Origin of the sequence: Nocardia colli, from assembly GCF_008704205.1 — a bacterium.
GTDB lineage: Bacteria > Actinomycetota > Actinomycetes > Mycobacteriales > Mycobacteriaceae > Nocardia > Nocardia colli.
This window is the reverse complement of the sequence record NZ_VXLC01000008.1, coordinates 200,083-219,623: the sequence shown is the minus strand read 5'-3', so window position 1 is coordinate 219,623 and position 19,541 is coordinate 200,083. Positions and strand designations below refer to the sequence as shown.

21 protein-coding genes are annotated in these 19,541 nt (G+C 67.1%); 12 read left to right on the top strand and 9 right to left on the bottom strand.

The genetic code is table 11. The annotated features are described in order from the left end of the window. Entirely contained in the window at positions 1 to 1,308 is a 1,308-nt protein-coding gene (locus F3087_RS19955; RefSeq protein ID WP_150403510.1) for a fatty acid desaturase family protein, read from the bottom strand. Positions 1,309 to 2,016: 708 nt separating this feature from the next. Here F3087_RS19955 and F3087_RS19950 point away from each other — a divergent pair. The 6 genes from F3087_RS19950 to F3087_RS19925 are packed head-to-tail and all read left to right on the top strand — an operon-like array spanning position 2,017 to position 7,702. Further along, positions 2,017 to 3,204: a lipid-transfer protein gene (locus F3087_RS19950; RefSeq protein ID WP_150403509.1), complete on the top strand. Its 1,188-nt coding sequence runs from the start codon at positions 2,017 to 2,019 to the stop codon at positions 3,202 to 3,204. A gap of 4 nt (positions 3,205 to 3,208) precedes the next feature. Then, the gene (locus F3087_RS19945; protein ID WP_150403508.1) at positions 3,209 to 3,667 is read left to right on the top strand and encodes a MaoC family dehydratase N-terminal domain-containing protein; all 459 of its coding nucleotides are present in this window, start codon (positions 3,209 to 3,211) and stop codon (positions 3,665 to 3,667) included. Continuing rightward, entirely contained in the window at positions 3,664 to 4,074 is a 411-nt protein-coding gene (locus tag F3087_RS19940) for a MaoC/PaaZ C-terminal domain-containing protein (RefSeq protein WP_150403507.1), read from the top strand. The genes F3087_RS19945 and F3087_RS19940 overlap by 4 nt, the downstream gene beginning before the upstream one ends. A 15-nt stretch (positions 4,075 to 4,089) precedes the next feature. Next, the gene (locus F3087_RS19935; RefSeq protein WP_150403506.1) at positions 4,090 to 4,920 is read left to right on the top strand and encodes an SDR family NAD(P)-dependent oxidoreductase; all 831 of its coding nucleotides are present in this window, start codon (positions 4,090 to 4,092) and stop codon (positions 4,918 to 4,920) included. A gap of 15 nt (positions 4,921 to 4,935) precedes the next feature. Further along, positions 4,936 to 6,483 (top strand): long-chain-fatty-acid--CoA ligase, encoded by a 1,548-nt coding sequence (locus F3087_RS19930; RefSeq protein WP_150403505.1) that lies wholly within the window; start codon positions 4,936 to 4,938, stop codon positions 6,481 to 6,483. A 13-nt stretch (positions 6,484 to 6,496) separates the two neighbouring features. Beyond that, entirely contained in the window at positions 6,497 to 7,702 is a 1,206-nt protein-coding gene (locus tag F3087_RS19925) for a TetR/AcrR family transcriptional regulator (RefSeq protein ID WP_150403504.1), read from the top strand. On the opposite strand, the gene F3087_RS19920 is transcribed toward F3087_RS19925, so the two are convergent. From F3087_RS19920 to F3087_RS19915, 3 genes are all read right to left on the bottom strand, one after another. Next, positions 7,682 to 7,927, bottom strand: a complete 246-nt coding sequence (locus F3087_RS19920; RefSeq protein ID WP_150403503.1) for a cold shock domain-containing protein — start codon at positions 7,925 to 7,927, stop codon at positions 7,682 to 7,684. The genes F3087_RS19925 and F3087_RS19920 overlap by 21 nt on opposite strands. Then, positions 7,924 to 8,094, bottom strand: coding sequence for a hypothetical protein (locus F3087_RS46000; protein WP_191094060.1), 171 nt, complete (start codon positions 8,092 to 8,094; stop codon positions 7,924 to 7,926). The genes F3087_RS19920 and F3087_RS46000 overlap by 4 nt, the downstream gene beginning before the upstream one ends. A 153-nt stretch (positions 8,095 to 8,247) precedes the next feature. Then, complete coding sequence (locus F3087_RS19915; protein ID WP_150403502.1) at positions 8,248 to 8,670, bottom strand: PPOX class F420-dependent oxidoreductase; 423 nt, start codon at positions 8,668 to 8,670, stop codon at positions 8,248 to 8,250. Between the two features lie 85 nt (positions 8,671 to 8,755). Between F3087_RS19915 and F3087_RS19910 the strand changes: the two genes are divergently transcribed. Then, positions 8,756 to 9,595, top strand: a complete 840-nt coding sequence (locus F3087_RS19910) for a DUF72 domain-containing protein (protein ID WP_150403501.1) — start codon at positions 8,756 to 8,758, stop codon at positions 9,593 to 9,595. Here the strand turns inward: F3087_RS19910 and F3087_RS19905 are convergent. Beyond that, positions 9,570 to 9,770: a hypothetical protein gene (locus F3087_RS19905; protein WP_449583781.1), complete on the bottom strand. Its 201-nt coding sequence runs from the start codon at positions 9,768 to 9,770 to the stop codon at positions 9,570 to 9,572. The two genes, F3087_RS19910 and F3087_RS19905, sit on opposite strands and share 26 nt — an antisense overlap. Positions 9,771 to 9,839: 69 nt before the next feature. After that, the gene (locus tag F3087_RS19900) at positions 9,840 to 11,276 is read right to left on the bottom strand and encodes a lipase family protein (RefSeq protein ID WP_150403499.1); all 1,437 of its coding nucleotides are present in this window, start codon (positions 11,274 to 11,276) and stop codon (positions 9,840 to 9,842) included. 398 nt (positions 11,277 to 11,674) lie between these two features. Between F3087_RS19900 and F3087_RS19895 the strand changes: the two genes are divergently transcribed. Further along, a complete protein-coding gene (locus tag F3087_RS19895; protein ID WP_223885214.1) occupies positions 11,675 to 12,508 on the top strand; it encodes an alpha/beta fold hydrolase in 834 nt (277 codons plus the stop codon). Between the two features lie 11 nt (positions 12,509 to 12,519). Here F3087_RS19895 and F3087_RS19890 read toward each other — a convergent pair whose 3' ends face one another. Further along, a complete protein-coding gene (locus tag F3087_RS19890; protein ID WP_191094059.1) occupies positions 12,520 to 13,782 on the bottom strand; it encodes a PucR family transcriptional regulator in 1,263 nt (420 codons plus the stop codon). 523 nt (positions 13,783 to 14,305) lie between these two features. Further along, complete coding sequence (locus F3087_RS19885; RefSeq protein WP_223885213.1) at positions 14,306 to 14,803, bottom strand: DUF4254 domain-containing protein; 498 nt, start codon at positions 14,801 to 14,803, stop codon at positions 14,306 to 14,308. A 432-nt stretch (positions 14,804 to 15,235) separates the two neighbouring features. Here F3087_RS19885 and F3087_RS19880 point away from each other — a divergent pair, with 432 nt between their 5' ends. The 3 genes from F3087_RS19880 to F3087_RS19870 are packed head-to-tail and all read left to right on the top strand — an operon-like array spanning position 15,236 to position 18,028. Next, positions 15,236 to 15,673 (top strand): MarR family winged helix-turn-helix transcriptional regulator, encoded by a 438-nt coding sequence (locus F3087_RS19880; protein WP_150403497.1) that lies wholly within the window; start codon positions 15,236 to 15,238, stop codon positions 15,671 to 15,673. Between the two features lie 28 nt (positions 15,674 to 15,701). Next, positions 15,702 to 17,435: an MFS transporter gene (locus F3087_RS19875; protein ID WP_150403496.1), complete on the top strand. Its 1,734-nt coding sequence runs from the start codon at positions 15,702 to 15,704 to the stop codon at positions 17,433 to 17,435. An 11-nt stretch (positions 17,436 to 17,446) separates the two neighbouring features. Then, positions 17,447 to 18,028 carry an isochorismatase family protein gene (locus F3087_RS19870; protein ID WP_150403495.1) on the top strand — a complete coding sequence of 194 codons (582 nt, stop codon included), beginning with the start codon at positions 17,447 to 17,449 and terminating at the stop codon, positions 18,026 to 18,028. Between the two features lie 21 nt (positions 18,029 to 18,049). Here F3087_RS19870 and F3087_RS19865 read toward each other — a convergent pair whose 3' ends face one another. Continuing rightward, positions 18,050 to 18,904 (bottom strand): phytanoyl-CoA dioxygenase family protein, encoded by an 855-nt coding sequence (locus F3087_RS19865; protein ID WP_150403494.1) that lies wholly within the window; start codon positions 18,902 to 18,904, stop codon positions 18,050 to 18,052. Between the two features lie 49 nt (positions 18,905 to 18,953). Between F3087_RS19865 and F3087_RS19860 the strand changes: the two genes are divergently transcribed. Next, complete coding sequence (locus F3087_RS19860) at positions 18,954 to 19,532, top strand: TetR/AcrR family transcriptional regulator (protein WP_150403493.1); 579 nt, start codon at positions 18,954 to 18,956, stop codon at positions 19,530 to 19,532. Positions 19,533 to 19,541: the final 9 nt, after the last annotated feature.

Genomic DNA, 19,541 nt, shown 5'->3' with positions numbered 1-19,541 from the left:
TTACGTGGTAGCGACCGGCCTGCGCAGCGAGCCTTCGATATTCGAACGCACCCGCTGCGCGGTCCGGCGCAACCGGCCGCCCTTGAGTCCGGCCTCCAGCTCGAGGCGCAGGCGTCCGTTGTGCAGGGCGGTGCGCAAACCCTCTGCCGCGCCGGTGATTTCGGACACAGCCAGGGTGGCGCCGTTCTGGAATTTGCGCTCCGAGGCGGTCTCCGGCGCGTCGTCGGAGGTGGCGATCAGGAACCGGTCGGGGACCGCGAGCTTGTGGATTGTGCGCATGGTGAGCAGGTACTGCCGCAGCAGGGACCCGCTGGTGTAGGGCAGGTCGTACTTGTCACACAGCGCGCGCACCCGGACGGCGATCTCGGCGTAGCGGTTGCTCGGCAGGTCCGGGAACAGGTGGTGTTCGATTTGGTAGCACAGGTTTCCGCTGGCGAAGGCGAGGGTCGGGCCGGCGTCGAAGTTCGCGGTGCCGAGCATCTGGCGCAGGTACCACTCGGACTTCGTCTCGTCCTCGAGCGCGGCGGGGGTGAACTTCTCCGCGCCGTCGGGGAAGTGGCCGCAGAAGATGACCACGTACGTCCAGGCATTGCGCACGACGTTGGCGGTGAGGTTCGCGGTCAACGCGCGGCGCCAGCGCTTTCCGCTCAGCGCGGGGAACAGCACGTAGTCCTTGATCGCCTGGCGGGAGATCTTCTTCAGGAAAGCCATTGTCACCGCGGTCTTTTCGGCCTTCGACTCGAACCGGTCGCGGTCGGCGTAGAGGCCGTGCAGGCCGATGCCCCACTCGAAGGTGGTGGCCAGCAACAGGTTTTGCAGCGGTTGCAGCAGATGGCTCGGGTTCCACTCCTGGTCCCTGGTCACCCGCATCACGCCGAAGCCGATGTCGTCGTCCATGTCGATCACGTTGGTGTAGACGTGGTGGCGATAGTTGTGCGAGTACCGCCACTGCGAAGACAGCCCGACCATGTCCCATTCCCAGGTGCTGGAGTGGATCTCCGGGTCGTTCATCCAATCCCATTGGCCGTGCGAGACGTTGTGCCCGATCTCCATGTTCTCGACGGCCTTGGCCGCGGCCAGCGCCGCCGTGCCGAGCAGCCAGGTCGCCTTGTTCCGATTCACCGCGATCAGCAGCCGGGCCGCGATGTCGAGGGCGCGCTGGAATCGAATGGTGCGCCGGATGTAGGCGGCGTCGCGGCCGCCGAGCGACTCGCTCACGTCGCGATGGATCGCGTCGAGCTCGGTGCCGAGCGCCTCGATGTCTTCCTTGCTCAGGTGCGTGTACACGGCAATGTCGGTGATAGCCATTGGTCCTCTTCGGGTGGATCGGCTGCGCGCAGGCGCAGGAAAGCCCGGTCAGGCCGCCGACTCGGGTCGTGATCGGCGTTGCTCAGGTGAACCGAGCTCGATGATCGGCCGAAGAAATGGCCGACGATGATTCTTGCCTCGACGGTACCAGCGCCGCGGACACCGCCACGGCAACAGCAGGCGGACGCCAGTACAACGGGACATGACCGCACCGCGTATCGGCTGCGCCGGGACACGACAACATCCCAGTGGGACGCCGATCATGCGCGGTTCCGCGCGGAAGGGGTTGAATAGAGGGGATTGGCTATTCGCGGCCGATCGGAGGAGGCTCGACGAATGAGTCAGGAAAGCGGGCAAGGGTCCGGGCTGTTCAGCCATGACACCATTCCCATCCAGGTGTATACGCCTGCCGAGAGCAGTGACGTACATCATCAGCCGGTATTCAGTAGAGCCGAAGATGGCTCCGGGTCTGCTGTCGGGGAGGTCAATCCGCCGCACGCCTGACGCCGGACATGACCCGAGCCCCCGCATCTCTCGACGAGATGCGGGGGCTCGAGTCGTTTCCGCGGCCTGCCACAGTCGGCTAAGTGAATAGCCCATAGCGTAATGAAGGTCACTGACCAGCGTCTTTGCTGATTGCTCTTCCAGGTGTGAGCCAGGTGATGTTCAATAAGTGAATATCCGCTAGTCACCGTTGATGGGAACGACATGAGCAGACGCGCCGTCGTCGCCGGTGTGGGAATGATTCCGTTCACCACGCCGAGCCGGAGCCAGACCTACGACGTCATGGGCACGAGAGCCGCGCGGGCCGCGCTGCTCGATGCCGACGTCGACTACGCCCAGATCCAGCAGGCCTACGCCGGCTACGTCTACGGCGATTCGACCTGCGGGCAGGCGGTGATCTACGGGCTCGGGCAGACCGGCATCCCGGTGATCAACGTCAACAACAACTGCTCGACCGGATCGTCGGCCCTGTTCCTCGCCCGCCAGGCGGTGGAATCCGGTGCCGCCGAAGCGGTTCTCGCCGTCGGCTTCGAGCAGATGCAGCGCGGCGCGCTGGCCCGTGGCTACGCCGACCGGCCGAGTCCGTTCGCCCGCTTCGACGAGGTGATGGACGAGATCCAGGAGCGCGACGAATCCCCGTTCGCGGCACAGATGTTCGGCGGGGCCGGGCGGCAGTACGCGGAAAAGTACGGCACCGCACCGGAAACCTTCGCCAAGATCTCGGTGAAGTCGCGCAGGCACGCGGCCAACAATCCGTTCGCGGTGTTCACGGATCCGGTCACGGTCGCCGAAGTGCTTGCCTCGCCGCACATCTACGGCCCGCTCACCCGGCTGCAATGCTGCCCGCCCACCTGTGGCGCGGCCGCGGCGGTCATCGTCAGCGAGGATTTCGCCAGGGCCAACGGCATCGACGCGTCGATCGTGATCCGGGCGCAGGCGATGACCACCGACTTCCCGTCCACCTTCGCCGAGAAGGACATGACGAAGATCGTCGGCTACGACATGTCCAAGGCTGCGGCACAACAGGTTTACGCGGCCTCGGGTGTCTCGCCCGAGGACATCAGGGTGGTCGAGCTGCACGACTGCTTCACCGCCAACGAACTGCTCACCTATGAGGCGCTCGGGCTCACTCCCGAGGGCACGGCGGAGAAGTTCGTCAACGACGGCGACAACACCTACGGCGGCCGGGTCGTCACGAATCCGTCCGGCGGGCTGCTGTCCAAGGGGCATCCGCTCGGCGCGACCGGGCTCGCGCAATGCGCCGAATTGGTCTGGCAGTTGCGCGGACAGGCCGAGGGACGGCAGGTCGCCGATGACCTGAAACTCGCCCTGCAGCACAACATCGGGCTCGGCGGCGCGGCCGTGGTGACCCTGTACGAGAAGGTGAGCTGACCGAATGCCGTTGGACCAGAGCGTAATCGGCAAGCCGCTGCCGCCGAGCACCCTGATCGTGGAGGCCGGACGGCTGCGCTTCTTCGCCCAGGCGATCGGCGAGCGGAACCCGATCTTCACCGACCTCGACGCGGCGAAAGCGGCGGGATACCCGAATCTCCCGGTGCCGCCGACCTTCCTGTTCGGCATCGAGCTGGACAATCCCGATTCGTTCAGCTGGCTGGCCGACCTCGGCATCGACCTGCGCCGGGTGCTGCACGGCGAGCAGTCGTTCATCTATCACGCCACCGCGGTGGCGGGTGACGTGCTCACCGCGACGCCGACCATCGGCAACGTCTACACCAAGAAGGGCGGCGCGCTGGAGTTCATCGAGAAGACCTCCACTGTCACCCGCGCCGACGGCACCCTGGTCGCCGAACTGAAATCCGTGATCGTCGTGCGCAACCCGGAGGCAGCGAAATGACCGACCTCGCATCCGTCGACCTCGGCACCGAACTCGCGCCGCTGCGGGTGAAACCGATCTCCCGGACCACGTTGGCGCTGTTCGCCGGCGCCTCCGGCGATCACAACCCGATCCACATCGACCTGGACGTGGCCAAGTCCGCCGGGCTGCCCGACGTGTTCGCGCACGGCATGCTGTCGATGGCCTACCTCGGCCGGCTGCTCACCGATTGGGTTGACCCGCAGTCGATCCGGAGCTACCGGGTGCGTTTCGCCGCCATCACGCCGGTGCACGCCGAACCCACCGCGACCGGCAAGGTCGTCTCGATCGACACCGTGGACGGCGAACGCCGGGCCACCCTCGAACTCGCCGTCACCCTCGCCGACGGCACCGTCACACTCACCGGCGACGCCGTCGTCGCCCTCTGAAAGGAATTGCCGCACATGGGAACTCTGGATGGCAAGGTCGCTATCGTCTCCGGCTCGGGCCGCGGCATCGGCCGCGAGATCGCGCTGAAACTGGCCGGTGAAGGCGCGAAGGTGGTGGTGAACGACCTCGACGCCGAACCGGCCAAGGAGACCGTCGCCGCCGTCGAAGCCGCGGGCGGACAGGCGGTGTCGTGCGTCGGCAGCGTCACCGAGGAGGGCTTCGCCGAACGCTTCGTGCAGACCGCCGTCGACGAGTTCGGCGGGCTGGACATCATCATCAACAACGCTGGCTACACCTGGGACTCGGTCATCCAGAAGATGACCGACGAACAGTGGGACGCCATCCTCGACGTACATCTCAAGGCCCCGTTCCGGATCCTGCGAGCCGCGCAGCCGGTGATCGCGGCGGCGGTGAAGCAGGCCAAGGCGGCCGGCGAGCCGGTGCCGTGCCGCAAGGTGGTCAACATCTCCTCGATGGCGGGCACCGGCGGCAATGCGGGACAGGCGAATTACTCCTCCGGCAAGGCGGGCGTGCTCGGCCTGACCAAGGCGCTGGCCAAAGAGTGGGGCCGCTACAACGTCACCGTGAACGCGGTCGCGTTCGGGCTGATCAAGACCCGGCTCACCGAGGCGCCCGCGGGCACCGGCGGCACCATCGACGTGCAGGGCAAGGAGATCAAGGTCGGGGTGAACCCGAACCTGCTGGCCGCGATGGAGCAGATGATCCCGCTCGGCCGCGGCGGCACGCCGGCCGAGGCGGCCGGCGCGGTGTACCTGCTGTGCCTGCCCGAGTCCGACTACGTCAGCGCGCAGACTCTGGTCTGCGGCGGCGGCTTCAGCATCTAGGACCGAGGGACCGCCATGTACCTGACCCAATCCCTGCACCGCAATCTGCAACTGAATCCGGATCGCCCGCTGACGGTCTACGGCGACCGGGTGCGCACCTTCGCCGAATCCGCCGATCGCATAGCGCGTTTCGCCGGTGCGCTGGTCGCCCTCGGGGTCCGGCCGGGGGATCGGGTCGGCATGCTGGCGCTGAATTCCGATCGCTACTACGAATATCTGTACGCGGTGCCGTGGATCGGGGCGGCGGTCAACCCGGTGAACATTCGCTGGAGCCCGGCGGAGATCGTGTACTCGCTGCGCGAATCCGACACCAGGGTGCTGCTCGTCGACGACGCGTTCTCCGCCATGATTCCCACACTGCGGCAAGAGTTTCCGGAGTTGACCTCGGTGATCTTCTGCGGAGACGGTGAACCGCCGGCCGACGTGCTGCACTACGAGACGCTCGTCGCCGAGCACGAGCCGGTCGAGGACACCAGGACCGGCGGGGACACCCTGGCCGGTGTCTTCTACACCGGCGGCACCACCGGGCATCCCAAAGGCGTGATGCTCAGCCACGACAACCTGATCATCTCCGCGCTCGGCAGCACGGCCGGCGGCGAATTCGTGAGTCTGGGCGGCACCGTGCTGCACGCGGCGCCGATGTTCCATCTCGCGGACATCGCCATGCTGACGGCGGGGAACCTGGTCAACTGCACCCACGTCATCGTGCCGATGTTCACGCCCGCCGGCGTGCTGCGGGCGATCAGCGAGCACGGTGTCACCAATGTCCTGTTGGTGCCCACCATGATTCAGCTGCTGGTCGACGATCCGGCGATGCTGGACTTCGATCTCGGCACCGTCGAGACGGTGACCTACGGCGCCTCGCCGATCGCCGAGGCGGTCCTCGGACGGGCCCGAAAAGCTTTTCCCACAGCAGGATTCACTCAGGCGTACGGCATGACCGAGCTGGCGCCGGTGGCCACGCTGCTGTCGCCGGCCGATCACGACGACCCGGCGCTGCGGCGCTCGGCGGGCCGCGCCACGCCGCACGTCGAGGTCCGTATCGTCGATCCGGACGACAACGAGGTGCCGCGCGGCGCGGTCGGCGAGGTCGTCGTCCGCGGCGACAACATCATGCTCGGCTACTGGAATCGACCGCAGGACACCGCCGTTGCCCTGCGCGGCGGCTGGATGCACACCGGCGACGGCGGCCGGATGGACGAGAACGGCTACGTCTTCATCGTCGACCGGATCAAGGACATGATCATCACCGGCGGCGAGAACGTGTACTCCGCCGAGGTGGAGAACGCCCTCGCGGCGCACGCCGCGGTGGCGTCGTGCGCGGTGATCGGGGTGCCGGACGACGAATGGGGCGAGCGGGTGCACGCCGTCGTGGTGTTGCTACCCGGCGCGCAGGCCACCGAGGCGGAGCTGCGCGCGCACTGCAAAGAGCTGATCGCCGGATACAAGGCGCCGCGCACGGTGGAGTTCACCGAAGCGTTGCCGATCTCCGGCGCCGGTAAGATCCTCAAGCGCGAACTGCGCAAGAAGTACTGGGATCCCAGCGACAGTCAAGTTTCCTGAGGGGCGACATCGAATGGTGAACGGGCCGGACCTGGTCCGTCCGGCCCGTGGCACCAGGCCGGCGAACCGGCGTGCACTGATCGTCGCGGCGGCCACGGAGTTGTTCTGCCGCAACGGATACGGGAACGTGGGCATGGGTGAGGTGGCCGAGGCGGTGGCCATCGGCCCGTCCGCGCTGTACCGGCATTTCCGGGGCAAGCAGAGCCTGCTGGCCACGGTGGTCGAGGAGGCGCTGACCGTGTTCGCCGCCGCGGTCGAATCCGCGGCGGACGAGCCCGACGACCTCGCGCACACGCTGGCCGCGACCGTGCTGGCCGGCCGCGATGTCGGGGTGCTGTGGCGGCGCGAAGCCCGGCACCTGTCCGACGCGGATCGGGCCGCGTTTCGCATCCAGGCCAGGCAGATCGGCGCCCGCCTGGCCGAGATCATCGCCGCGCGCCGCCCCGAGCTCGATCCGACGGCCGCCGACCTGCTCTCCTGGGCGGCGTTGGCTGTCGCGAATAGTGTGTCGTTCCATAGTCTTTCGCTGCCCGAGCCCGAATTCACCACGCTGCTGGGCGAATTCATCGCCGCGGTGCTCGCCGCGCCGAATCCGGTGCTGGGGGAACGGGGAGACCGGACGGTCGCGCAGGCGCCGCTCGCCGCGCGTTCCCGGCGCGAAGCGATCCTCACCGAGGCGACCACGCTCTTCGCCGAACGCGGCTTCGCCAGCGTCAGCATGGACGACATCGGTGCGGCCGTCGGCATTGCCGGGCCGAGTCTCTACAACCACTTCCCCGGGAAAGTGGACATCCTCATGGCGGCCATCGTCCGCGGCGACGAATGGCTGCGCATCGACCTGAACCGCGCGCTCGCGCAGGCCACCGACCCGCGAGACGGACTCGAACGGCTGCTCGCGGGTTACGGCGCTTTCGTGTTCGAGAATCCGCACCTCATGCAGACCCTCGTCTCCGAGGCGCGGCATCTGCCCGACGCGGACCATCACCGAGCGAAGGCCGCGCAACGCGCCTACATCGCCGAATGGGTGCACCTACTGCGCAAGCTGCACCCCGATTGGGACCCGATCCCGGCTCGTATGCGAGTCCAAGCCGCCCAATCGATGCTGAGCCATCTAGCGCTGACCTCGCACCTGCGTGCCTTCCCCGACATCGTGTCCGCGTCGGCGGCGATCGGCGCCGAGGTGCTCGGCCTGTCCGGATTACGCGGCGGCAGTGGATAACAACGCCATCGGCCGCACCGCGACGGCCTCGACGCCGCGCGGGCGCAGTTCACCGATGAACGTGACCGGCTGACCCGCGGCGAGCGTCTTGAAACCGGGGGAGTCGATGCAGGAGTACTCGACGAAAACGCCGTCCGGGTAATCCGCGGATTCCAGGAACCCGAAGCCCTTCGCGGTGTCGAACCAGCGAACGGTGCCCTGCACCCAGACCTCGCCCTCGCTCATGACATCGCCTCGAACGCCGCCGGGAACTCGCCGGTCCCGGGTTCCATCACCTGCTGCCACCAGTCGGCCAGCGGGCTCGGATCTGGCCACACGACGGCGGGGCCGGAGCGGGCGGTGGTGTTGGTCGCTGCTTGCTGGGACGGTCTGATCTTGTCTGGACGGACCACGACGGACGATCTCCTCAGGGTCGAAACCTAGCGCGGGCACCCCGCGCAACCCGGGTGCCCGCAACGGCGTTATCGAAACTGTAAGCAGCCGAAGGAGTATTCGTCCTGACTTCCCGGTCCTACCGGTACAAAGTCACACTTCGTTGCGCCCGTTCAGGAGGCCCAGGGGCCGATGCCGCCGACCTTGTCGATGCGGATGCGGGTCAGCAGGCCGGGCGGTGCGTCGGCCGGCGGGAAGCCGGCGTCGGGGCTGGCCAGCGTCGCGGCCAGTTCGGTGAGGAGTTCGGGGGCGCCGCCCTCGACGATCCGGGCGGTTCCGGTGACCGAGAGGTACGGGCGCATGACTTCGCCGCGCTCGGCGGACAGGATCGTCACCGCGACCCGGCTGTCCCGGCGGACATTGCGCACCTTCTTGTATTCGCCCAGGTGGGCGGTGACGAGCTCGTCTCCGTCCGGGCCCGATTGCAGCGCCACCCACACCACGCTCACCTGCGGGCTGCCGTCCGGGTTGATCGTGACCAGCGTGGCGTCCGCGCCGGCGCCGATGAGCGCGCGAGCATCGTCGTCGAGTTTCATGCCTTGTTCTACCAACGGGCCCGCCCATTCATTCCCGGCTTGCACACCCGCGAAGCGTGTCGGTCCGCTGTACTAACGTCGCGGTATGCGGCTTCACGTGGGCTGTGCGATGTGGACGCACGCGTCATGGCAGGAATGGCAACCGGCTTCGGGGGATCGGCTGGCGGCCTACGCCGAGCGGTGCAATGCCGTCGAGGGCAACACCACGTTCTACGCGATACCGGCGCGGCGCACGGTCGAGTCGTGGGCCGGGCAGACCGCGCCGGATTTCCGGTTCGTGGTGAAGCTGCACAAGTCGATCACCCACGAACGCAGGCTGACCGGCGTCGACGACGAGATGCACGCGTTCCTGTCCGCGATCGAGCCGCTCGGCCCGCGCACGCACGCGTTGTGGGTGCAGTTGCCCGGTTCGTTCGGGCCTAACGATCTCGGCGCGCTCGCGCTGTTCCTGCGCCGGCTGCCGCCGTACTACCGCTCGGCGGTCGAGGTCCGCCATCCCGCGTTCTTCGAGAACGAGCAGGCCGCGCGGCAGCTGGAAAGCGTGCTCGGCCGGGTCGGCGCCGAATGGATACCCTTCGACACCACAGTGCTTTTCGACGGACTCCCGGTCACCGCCGCCGAACAGGAGGCCTATTCGAAGAAGCCACGTCTGCCGCGCCGGACGCGCGCGCTGACCGAGTACCCGATCGTCCGCTACCACGGTCGCGACTCGGCCGAGCGCACCGTCGAGGGCTGGCAGCCGTGGATCGGCACGGTCGCGGACTGGCTGCGCGAAGGACGCTCGCCCACCGTCTTCATCCACACCCCGGACAACGCCCAGGGCGTGACCCTCGCCCGCCGTTTCCACGCCGAGGTGGCCGCCGAGGTCCCCGAACTGACCCCGCTGCCCGAACCCGCGCCTATCGAGCCGATGACCCTCTTCTGACCGCCGAGGCACCGTAGGCAACCGCGAGAATCACCGCGCAGCCGATGATTTGGAGCGGCGCGGGGCGCTCGCCGAGGATCAGCGCGCCGAGCAGCAGCGAGCCGACCGGCGTCAGCAGAAGCAGTCCGGCGCCGACCGCGCTGGGCACCAGCGGCGAGTACCGGCCGACGAGCAACCAGCCGATCGCCCCGTTGGTGAGCGCGGTGACGGCAGGGACGGCGATCGAGACGGATTATCGAGCGGCCTACCGGCTGCCGATGGGTTGTTGCAGCAGTCCGGCGAGCACCGTGCCCGCTCCTTGCAGCCAGATCGGCCAGCTCGCGGGATCCAGCGCCATCGATCCCTCGTCGTGGATGGAGCAGCCCGGCTCGGCGGGTACGCCGTCGAAGCGGTCCTTCATCCACAACAGCACCCGGGCGATGCTGTCGATCTCCAGCGTGATGTGCTCGCTGAAATGGTCACGGGTGTAATGCACTTGGGCGTTCGGGTCGCGGCAGTACTCGTCGACCAGGGTGTTCACCGGGCCGACCGGAGCGATCCAGTCGGGGTTGGAATTGAAGATGAACATCGGCATCTTCGGCACCGAATGACCCATGCGCAGCGCGTCGAACACCTTGCTGGGCACGGGATCGTCGAGCGGGTCGGGGGAGTCGTACATGCCGTCGGTCAGGTTCATGAAGGGCAGCAGCGCGGCCGAGTAGAGGCACAGCGAGTTCTTGATCGGCGCCAGCGTCTTGCCGATCGGTTTCATGTGCTGCTCGTTGTACGCGGCCAGCTCCGGATACTCCCGCGCGACACCGAGCAGGCCCGAAAAGATCAGCCCGGAGCCGAGATTGCCGCTGGCCAGCTGATACATCGCCTTGATGTCGGCGGGAACGCCACCCTCGGACGCGCCGACGATATTCAGCTCCGGCGCGTAGGACGCGGCCAGTTCCGCGGTGTGCCCGGTGGTGATCGCGCCGCCGGAATACCCGGCCAGCCCCACCTTGGTCTGCGGGCCGAGCCCCATCGGCTCGAAGTTCTCCGCCGCCCGGATGCCGTCGAGCGTGATCCGCGCGCCGAGCGGACCCGCGGCGAAGGCCGAGTCCGGGCCCTCGTGATCCGGCATTGCCACCGCCCAGCCCGCGCCGAGCGCGGTCAGCGGCAGCACGAACTCGAACGGGATGTCGAACTGGCCGGTGATATTGCCCGGCACCGAAGCCTGTTGCAGCACATAGGATGCCGCGCAGTACTGCGCGTTGGAGTCCTGCGGGAACTGGTAGGACAGCAGCGGGCGGGGCGCGCCCGCGTTGTCGCCGCGCGGCTTCATCAGCGTGGTGACGGCGGCGATCGGTTCGCCCCTGGTGTTGGTGGAGCGGAACGACAGTTGCCAGGCGTCGATGTTGAACGGGATGACCGAGTAGAACGCCAGGTGCACCGCGCGGGCCGCGATGATCTCGCCGGGTTGCTTCGAGGCGACCAGGTCCGCGGGTGGTGCGTAGAAACCCGGATCGAGTTCCGGCGGCGCCGGCGGAATGGGAAACGGCAGCGGCGGCTGCACCGGAACCTCCTGCGCGACCGGGTTTTGTGCCGGTGTCGCAATTGCCGGTATTCCGACAGCTACCTGAATGCAAGTCGCGATAAGGGCGATGAAAGCCGCAGTGCGGAATCGCCCGAACTTTCCGGGTACGACTGTGTTCATTGAGCTTCTTTCGCTGGTGAGCGGTGATGATGAGATCCAGGAAATGGATCTGTCGGGCGCAGAAAGTATTCCGGCCACGACCGCGTGCTCGTGTACGGCACGCCGCGCGTCACCCACCAGAATGTCTGTAAGGCTAAGTAACAGCAAATGCTAGAATTAGATGCGGGACCAGAGGCAAAATACTAATTTCTTCGGGGTCCGACTGTGCATATTGCACAAACATCGCGACGGATAATGGCCCGTACCAGGGAAGCCTCGGGGGCTCGGGCTTGTGCTCGGCTACAACCCGTGGTCGCCGAGTTGGTGGCTGGGCCAAGCGCCGCAACCCTCGCCTCTGCCAGGCTGGGCACAGCGCTATTCCGGATTTCGGTTGACGCCTCTCCCGAGGAGCCGCTCTGATGCTCTCCACGATCATTCGGACGATCGTCGTGAACGGCGTGCCGATCGGCTACACCGACACGGGCGATCCGAACGGCCGATCCGACAGTCCCGTCATAGTTTTCGCGCACAGCCTCCTGTTCGGCAGCTGGATGTTCCGCGCGCAGATCGACGTGCTGCGCGAGCACTACCGCTGCATCGGCATCGACTGGCGCGGCCAAGGCGGCACCCAGCCGACCGAGGACGGCTACGACATGGACACGCTCACCACCGACGCGGTCGGTCTGATCCGCGCGCTGCGGCTCGCGCCGGTGCACTGGGTCGGCATCGGCATGGGTGGCTTCGTCGGGCAGCGGGTCGCGGCCCGGCACGGCGAACTGATCCGCTCACTCACCCTGCTGTCCACCAGCGCAGGCCCGCAGGACCGCAGCAAGATCGGCCGTTACGTCCGGTTGACTTGGGCGGTACGCCTTTTCGGCGTCGACCTGGTCCGCGGCCAGGTGGCGAAGCTGCTGTTCGGCCCGGCGTTCCTGGCCGATCCGGCCGCCGCGGACACCATCGCCGAATGGGCCGAGCGGCTCGAGCGCATCGACAGCGCGGGCACCCGCAAGGCGATCCGCGGCGCGATCGGTCGCGCGCCGGCCGATCCGGAGATCACCGCCATCACCGCGCCGACCCTGGTCGCGGTCGGCGTCGACGACGCGGTCACCCCGATCGCGGACGCGTGGCGGCTCACCGAGCTCATTCCCAAGGCGCGCTTCGAAGTGATCGAGAATGCGGGCCACTGTTGTGTTGTGGAGCAACCGGGCGTGGTCACCGCGCTGGTGCAGAGCTTCTTGGCGGATATCGACTGATGCGGGACGACTCAGGCGATGGCCCGATCCGGCTGCGGGGTAAGGATTTTGTCGCCGTAGGTCTGCGCGCAGCGCAACGCCAATTCGATATAGGTGGCGCGTTCCTCGATGGAATGGCCGAGCAATTCCTCGGATTGGTTGATGCGATAGCGAACCGTGTTGGGGTGCACGTTCAATTGTTGCGCGGTGGCCGGGACATTGCGGCCGCCGGCCAGATAGGCGAGCAGAGTTTCACGCAATCGGGCGGTGGTCTCGTCGGCACCGGTCAATGCGCCCAATTCCCTTGTCGCCAGCACCCGCATCGCTTCGACGCTGCCGTCGCCGGTGGTGAGGCAAACCAATTCGACGTCGGCATAACGGATCACCGTTGCGGCATGGTCGGTTTCGATGGCCACGCGTTGCGCGGCGATGGCCTCGCGATGGCTCTGCCGGAACCCGGCGATATCCGGCGCCGACGAACCGATGGCGGCGTGCAGGCCCGGTTGACCGACCGCGGGCAGCGCCGCCAGATCCGGCACGCTCGACGTGGCGATCCACGCCCACATGCCGCGCACGCCGGAGGAGAGCATGAGCGGGCGCGGCGCGTCGAGCAGCGCGGCGATGTCGTTGCCGAACTTCTCCAGCGTGCGCACCGGGTCCGGGGTGGCCGCCGCGTCGTCGGCCCACAGCACGATCGCGGTCTGATAGCGGCGCAGCGAATGACCGAGCTGGGCCTCGGCGTGGTCGATGTCGATCGCGTCGCCACGCAGCAGCGAGCCGGCCAGCCCGAACCGCCGCGCCAGCGCGCCGCGCTGCCACTGCTCGCGCTCGTCGGTGTAGACCGCGACCGACGCCTCCACACAGGTGTCGGTCCATTCGAGCACGCGATCCCAGAACAGCAGCAGCACCGCGCTGCGCAGCTGGTCGTCCTCGATCGCCTTGTTCAGGAAATCGGTGATGAACTGCCAGAGCATGGCCTGCCCGACCCGGTAGGTCCGCATCACCACGTCTATGCCGAAACCACGCCGGGCGACCGTGCGGGAGAGCGCGAGCACCTCCGCGGGCGCGTGCACCTCGAACACCTCCCGGCTCACCATGGCGAGGAAGCTGCGCCAGTGCGAACGGGTCGCGGCGTGCAGCATTTCGGCGAGTTCGGCGTCGCCGGGCAGTTGCGCGTTGACCTCGTTGATCTTGCCGTCCACCAGGTCGACCAGCTGCTGGGTCTGCTCGTCGTTGCGAGCCTGCGCCCCGAACTGGACGAGCCAGTCGAGGGCTTCCTGATCCAAGGCAGTCATAGACCACATTCTGCTGCCCGGGCTGTCCGGGCGCGGCGCATTCGTCCTATCGGCGCGACGAGATGTCAAGTACCGCCGCCCAGTTCGGGGTGCCGCGGAGTAACCGGTCGCGATTACCGACTGGTCGGGATCCATCGTTGAATTTCCCTGTCTGAAAAGTTCGCGACGCACACTGCGGGAATGCGGCTCGACGCCTGCCGGATGGGTAATCTGAGCACGTTCCGCCGACGGGTGGAACGGCAATTCAATGAGTCCGATCGGCACTGACCCAACTCCTGGAGGGCCGTAATGAACGGATCGCGAAAACTATGGGCCGGTTTGTTTATCGGACTCGTGGGCATAACCCGGTCATGAAACCGGAGGACGCCGCGCGCCGCCTGTTGGAGGACATTTTGGCGCGGTATACGTCGTTGGAAGAATTCCTCGGCCTACTACGTGTCGACCCCCTTGTCGATACGACGGAACTGCCTCCGATATCGGCTTACCTCTGGACCATTCCGACGATCACCTGAGCGACGGCGGATCAGCGACGGTCGATCGAACGTGGTCGGCGGGACTCGATGTCGTGCGCGAGATCGGTCCATTTGATGGCGAGTGCGGCGAGCCGGGACCAGGCCGCGTGTACCCGTTGTTCCGGAACGTTCTCGGCGGTCATCAACAGATGGTCGGCGAGGATCTGCGCGGCGGCCATGCGGTCGACGGTGCCGCCGAGCGACTCGGGCGGGCGGTCCTTACCGCGCCGGGGCGGCACCTGCTTGGCCACCCAGTCGTCGATCACGGCGACGACTTCGGCACGGCGGCAGTCGATTTCGACCAGCCGCTCCGGTTGGGCGCGACGCGTGTGGTGCAGCTGCGCCAAGGCTCGGGCCAGTTGGATGACGAGGTGGTCGCCTGGACGATCACCGGTGTGTAAGCGGAGTGCGGCGGACAGTTCGTGCCAGTCCGGCAGGAGCGGGCGCCGGGCGCCGCCGTCGATCGACATGGCCCGCGCCCTGGGTCCGTCGGCGGTCTGCACGGTCACGTGAGGTGGTCGGCGCGACCCGGCGCGTGCCCCTGGCAAATGCGACCGGCTCGTGCCTCACTACGGAGACTCGGTGTCGTGGTTCGCGCGCGCGATCGCGCGTCCCCCAGCTCTCGGTTGTCCAGCTGCGTGGGCAAGGTAGGCCTTCCCTGGCGACGGTCGAGGTGCATCCGGCCCCGGCGACCAGCCATATTCCTCTGGGTGGACCGGTCGTTCTGCGCGTACCCGAGATAAGGGAGCGAAGCGCCCGGAGCCGGATGCACCTTCAAGTTTCGGCCATCGGATGGTCGTTCGGAAGCCGAATTCAGGTCATTCCGGGCGTTGTTTGGCCTCTTTGGTTATGCCTCCGCAATCCATGACGTGACGTCGGACGTCGGCAGGGCAGATACTAAGGTAAGTTGATAAATTAGACTGATTAGGTAAGCTCAGAATATGACCGACGACCCGGATGCGTCCGATGTTGCCGCCGCCCTGCTGGTCGGGGTGGGCGCGCTGGTACGCCGGTTACGGCAGCTACAGCTCGAAGACGCGCTCACGATGCCCGAGCGGACCGCGTTGGCCCGGCTCGATCGCGAGGGACCCGCGACCTCGGCGGAATTGGCGCGCAAAGAACAGATCACCCCGCAGGCCATGGGGGCGACGCTGAGTGCGCTGCAAGCTCGCGGCCTGGTCGAACGGCATTCGGATCCGGCGGACCGTCGACGCGTCGTGCTTGCGCCGACACCCGCGGGTTCCCGGGTGCTGACCGAAAAACGCAGTGCCAAAACCGAATTGATGGCCCGGGTACTCGTCGAAGAGTTCACGGCCGCGCAGTTGAAACAGCTGGCCGCGGCCGCGCCGCTGATCGAGCGGCTCGCGCGCGACATCTGATCCGCAACGTTCGATAGGTGCATTTCCGATGATCGATCTGCAACAGCAGCGCACCGAAGCGCCCACCACCGACGGCTACAAGTGGGCTGCGCTGACCAATACCACTGCCGCCGTGTTCATGTCGGCGCTGGACGGTTCGATCGTGCTGATCGCGCTGCCGGCCATCTTTCGCGGCATTCATCTGGATCCGTTGGCGCCGGGCAACATTGCCTACCTGCTGTGGATGATCATGGGGTACCGGCTGGTGCAGGCCGTGCTGACGGTGACCGTCGGGCGGCTCGGCGACATGTACGGGCGGGTGCGGATCTACAACGCCGGGTTCGCGGTGTTCACCTTCGCGTCGATCCTGCTGTCGGTCGATCCGCTCGACGGCGGGCACGCGGCGATGTGGTTGATCGGCTGGCGGGTGTTGCAGGCCATCGGCGGGTCGATGCTGACCGCGAACTCGGCGGCCATTCTCACCGACGCGTTTCCGGAGCGGCAGCGCGGATTCGCGTTGGGGATCAACCAGGTTGCCGCGCTGGCCGGGATGTTCATCGGGCTGGTCGCCGGCGGACTGCTGGTCGCGTGGGACTGGCGGGCGGTGTTCTGGGTGAACGTGCCGATCGGGATCTTCTTCACCGTGTGGGCCTATCGCACGTTGCGCGAGACCAGCCGGGCCGTCGGCGGACGCATAGATTGGTGGGGGAACATCACTTTCGCGGTCGGGTTGAGCGCGCTGCTGGTGGCGGCCACCTTCGGCTTGCAGCCGCACGGCGGGCACACGATGGGGTGGACCAGTCCGGCGGTGATCGGCCTGGGCGCGGCCGGGCTCGGACTGCTCACGGCGTTCGTCGTGATCGAAAAGCGGGTCGGCGCACCGATGATCGAGCTGAGCCTGTTCCGGGTGCGCGCTTTCACCGCGGGCAATCTTGCGAGTTCGGCCATCGCCATCGGTCGCGGCGGTCTGCAATTCATTCTGATCATCTGGCTGCAAGGCATTTGGCTGCCGTTGCACGGTTACGACTACGCCGATACTCCGTTGTGGGCGGGCATTTTCATGCTGCCGTTGACCGCCGGGTTCCTGGCCGCCGGCCCGGTCTGCGGGTATCTGTCGGACCGGTTCGGTTCGCGGGGACTGGCCAGCAGTGGTGCGTGGCTGTTCGGGGCCAGCTTCATCGGATTGCTGCTGTTGCCGATCAACTTCAGCTACTGGGCCTTTGCGGTGCTGATCGCGATCAATGGGATCGCCAGCGGCATGTTCGCCTCGCCCAATTCCTCGGCGATCATGGGGAGCGTGCCCGCGGACAAGCGCGGTGTCGCCTCGGGGGTGCGGTCGACCTTCCAGAACACCGGCACCGCCGTGTCGATCGCGGTGTTCTTCGCCCTGATGATCGCCGGTCTGGCCAGCAGCCTGCCCAACACGCTGACCAACGGGCTTCAGCAGCAAGGGGTTCCGGCGTCGGTCGCCGCGCAGAGTGCCGAGTTGCCGCCGGTCGCCACACTCTTCGCCGCTCAACTCGGGGTCAACCCGATCCAGCACATGCTCGAACCGAGCGGAGTGCTACCGACTCTCAGCACTGCACAGCAACAGACGCTCACGGGTCGAGAGTTCTTCCCGCAGTTGATCTCCGGGCCGTTCCATACCGGTCTGGTCATCGTGTTCGCATTCGGCGCGGTGCTTGCCGCGCTCGCGGCGCTCGCGGTACTGCGCGGCACTCGAACCGAATCCACACCGGCCGAGCGGGACTCGGATCCGCATGAATCCCGGACAACCAACTAGGAGCAGCACCCATGGCACTCAGCACCCTCGACGCCCGCACTGCGCTCGTCCTCATAGACCTGCAAAAGGGCATCACCGCGATGCCCGGGTCGCCGTACCCGATGTCCGAGATCATCGATCGGGCAGTCGAACTGGCCGATGCCTTCCGTGCGCACCAGTTGCCCGTCATCTTGGTGCGGGTCAGCGGTGCCCCGGACGGCTCGGACTTCGCGCCCGGCCGCAGCGATGCCCCGCGCCGTTCGGGCCAGCGGCCGGCGGGCTGGGATGTGATCGTCGACGAATTGACCGGTCACTCCGAAGATCTCGTCGTCACCAAACGCAACGTGGGCGCGTTCTACGGCACCGACCTCGAGCTGCACCTGCGCCGCCGCGGCATCACCCAGATCGTGCTGGGCGGCGTGGCGACCAGCATGGGCGTCGAATCCACCGCCCGGGCCGCGCACGACCACGGGTATCACGTCACCTTCGCCACCGATGCGATGACCGATATGGACGAGACCGTTCACGCGCACAGCGTCACCCGGGTCCTGCCGCGCTTCGGCGAAACCGGCACCACCGCAGAGATTCTCGAGCTGCTGGAGAAAACCCGCTAGTTCCCGTGGCGGCGGGCCCGGTCACAGCGGTGGGGCGTCGGGTTCCAGGAGTCGCTTGGGGTGCATGCCGTCGACCTGGCCGATGAACGGGGGATGGATGCTGTAGCCGAGCATGCGGCGGATGTCCTCCGACACGGTGCGGACGGTGTCGCGGGTGATCGAGAGGGTGAAGGCTTCCTGGGGGCGCAGCCACGGCTCGCAGTATTGGGCGGTGGCGGCCAGTCGCGGCTTCGGTGAGCGGTTGGCGCCGCCGCCATGCCAGAGGGTGCCGAGGAAGAAGACGCACGAGCCGGCTTTCATCACCACGGGTTCCCGCTCGGCCGCTTCGGGCAGGCGGTGGGCCCACAGGTGACTGCCCGGAATGATGTCGGTCGCGCCGTTCTCGGCGGTGAAATCATCGATCGCCCAGATCGTCGCCGCACCGAGGGCGGCGCGCGGTCGGGGCAGGGGATAGAAGCCGTCGTCGGTGTGCAGCATCTGCGCCTGCTCGCCGGGCAGGATGTTGATCACCTGCAACATCGACAGCAGGTAGTTCGGCAAGAACAGCCGATCCAGCAGCGCCAGCACGCGCGGATGGTCGGCGATCCGGTCGCAGGCGCGGGTCTTGTTCAGCACGCTGTAGATACGTTGGGTGGTGTGCCCCTCGAAGTCGTTGCGGCCGCGCCGATCCAGCAGTGGCGCCACGGCTGCGCGGATTTCGTCGAGTTCCTGCGGGGTGAGCAGATCGGGCAGGATCACGTATCCGTCGCGCTGGACCGCGGCCAGATCCGCCGCGCTGAGCGCCGGGTCGATGGTCGCGCCGCTGCTCGCGGTTCGCCGGTAGGTCCCGGCCAGATCGCCACCCAGGTCCATCAACGATGACACTTCGGTGCTCATGGCGGCTCCTCGAGATCGGAACATAACTGAGTTCGGTTATGCTTCGACTGTGGCACGTGCACCGATCGGACGTCAACAACTTCTCGACGCCGCCCGCGACGAACTGGTCCGCGGCAACGGCGTGCTGGAACTCGTCGCGCTCACCCGGCGCGCAGGTTTGAGTACCGGCGCGCTCTACCATCACTTCGGTTCCAAAAGTGGCTTGCTGGCCGCGATTTACGACGGCTTCTACGAAGGGCTCCGGCACGCCATCGCCGACGCCCACCTACCCGCCGACGCCGACTGGGCGACCCGCGAACACGAACGCACCCGCCGTTTCGTCGCCTACCACTTCGCCGATCCGCTGGCCCCGGTCCTGCTCGACCGCGCCGCCCTCGACCCGCAACTCACCGAACTCGAGGCGGTCTATGTCCAGAACATGAGCGACAACGCCGCCGACAACATCCGCCGCGGCCAAGCCAACGGCGAACTCCCCGCCGACGTAGATCCGGACAGCGCAGGCGCTTTCGTCATCGGCGGTCTGCGTTACGGCATCGCTCAGCAACTCCGCATCACCCCACTCCCGACCCCCGGCCAAGCCGCCGACCGCCTCTGGCGTCCAACCGCCGCCGCCCTCGGCGTCGCCTGACGGCTGCCG

Bases quoted from the DNA above. Each gene is read 5' to 3' on its own strand.
- F3087_RS19955 (WP_150403510.1), bottom strand. From the start codon at position 1,308: ATGGCTATCACCGACATTGCCGTGTACACGCACCTGAGCAAGGAAGAC.
- F3087_RS19950 (WP_150403509.1), top strand. From the start codon at position 2,017: ATGAGCAGACGCGCCGTCGTCGCCGGTGTGGGAATGATTCCGTTCACC.
- F3087_RS19945 (WP_150403508.1), top strand. From the start codon at position 3,209: ATGCCGTTGGACCAGAGCGTAATCGGCAAGCCGCTGCCGCCGAGCACC.
- F3087_RS19940 (WP_150403507.1), top strand. From the start codon at position 3,664: ATGACCGACCTCGCATCCGTCGACCTCGGCACCGAACTCGCGCCGCTG.
- F3087_RS19935 (WP_150403506.1), top strand. From the start codon at position 4,090: ATGGGAACTCTGGATGGCAAGGTCGCTATCGTCTCCGGCTCGGGCCGC.
- F3087_RS19930 (WP_150403505.1), top strand. From the start codon at position 4,936: ATGTACCTGACCCAATCCCTGCACCGCAATCTGCAACTGAATCCGGAT.
- F3087_RS19925 (WP_150403504.1), top strand. From the start codon at position 6,497: ATGGTGAACGGGCCGGACCTGGTCCGTCCGGCCCGTGGCACCAGGCCG.
- F3087_RS19920 (WP_150403503.1), bottom strand. From the start codon at position 7,927: ATGAGCGAGGGCGAGGTCTGGGTGCAGGGCACCGTTCGCTGGTTCGAC.
- F3087_RS19915 (WP_150403502.1), bottom strand. From the start codon at position 8,670: ATGAAACTCGACGACGATGCTCGCGCGCTCATCGGCGCCGGCGCGGAC.
- F3087_RS19910 (WP_150403501.1), top strand. From the start codon at position 8,756: ATGCGGCTTCACGTGGGCTGTGCGATGTGGACGCACGCGTCATGGCAG.
- F3087_RS19900 (WP_150403499.1), bottom strand. From the start codon at position 11,276: ATGAACACAGTCGTACCCGGAAAGTTCGGGCGATTCCGCACTGCGGCT.
- F3087_RS19895 (WP_223885214.1), top strand. From the start codon at position 11,675: ATGCTCTCCACGATCATTCGGACGATCGTCGTGAACGGCGTGCCGATC.
- F3087_RS19890 (WP_191094059.1), bottom strand. From the start codon at position 13,782: ATGACTGCCTTGGATCAGGAAGCCCTCGACTGGCTCGTCCAGTTCGGG.
- F3087_RS19880 (WP_150403497.1), top strand. From the start codon at position 15,236: ATGACCGACGACCCGGATGCGTCCGATGTTGCCGCCGCCCTGCTGGTC.
- F3087_RS19875 (WP_150403496.1), top strand. From the start codon at position 15,702: ATGATCGATCTGCAACAGCAGCGCACCGAAGCGCCCACCACCGACGGC.
- F3087_RS19870 (WP_150403495.1), top strand. From the start codon at position 17,447: ATGGCACTCAGCACCCTCGACGCCCGCACTGCGCTCGTCCTCATAGAC.
- F3087_RS19865 (WP_150403494.1), bottom strand. From the start codon at position 18,904: ATGAGCACCGAAGTGTCATCGTTGATGGACCTGGGTGGCGATCTGGCC.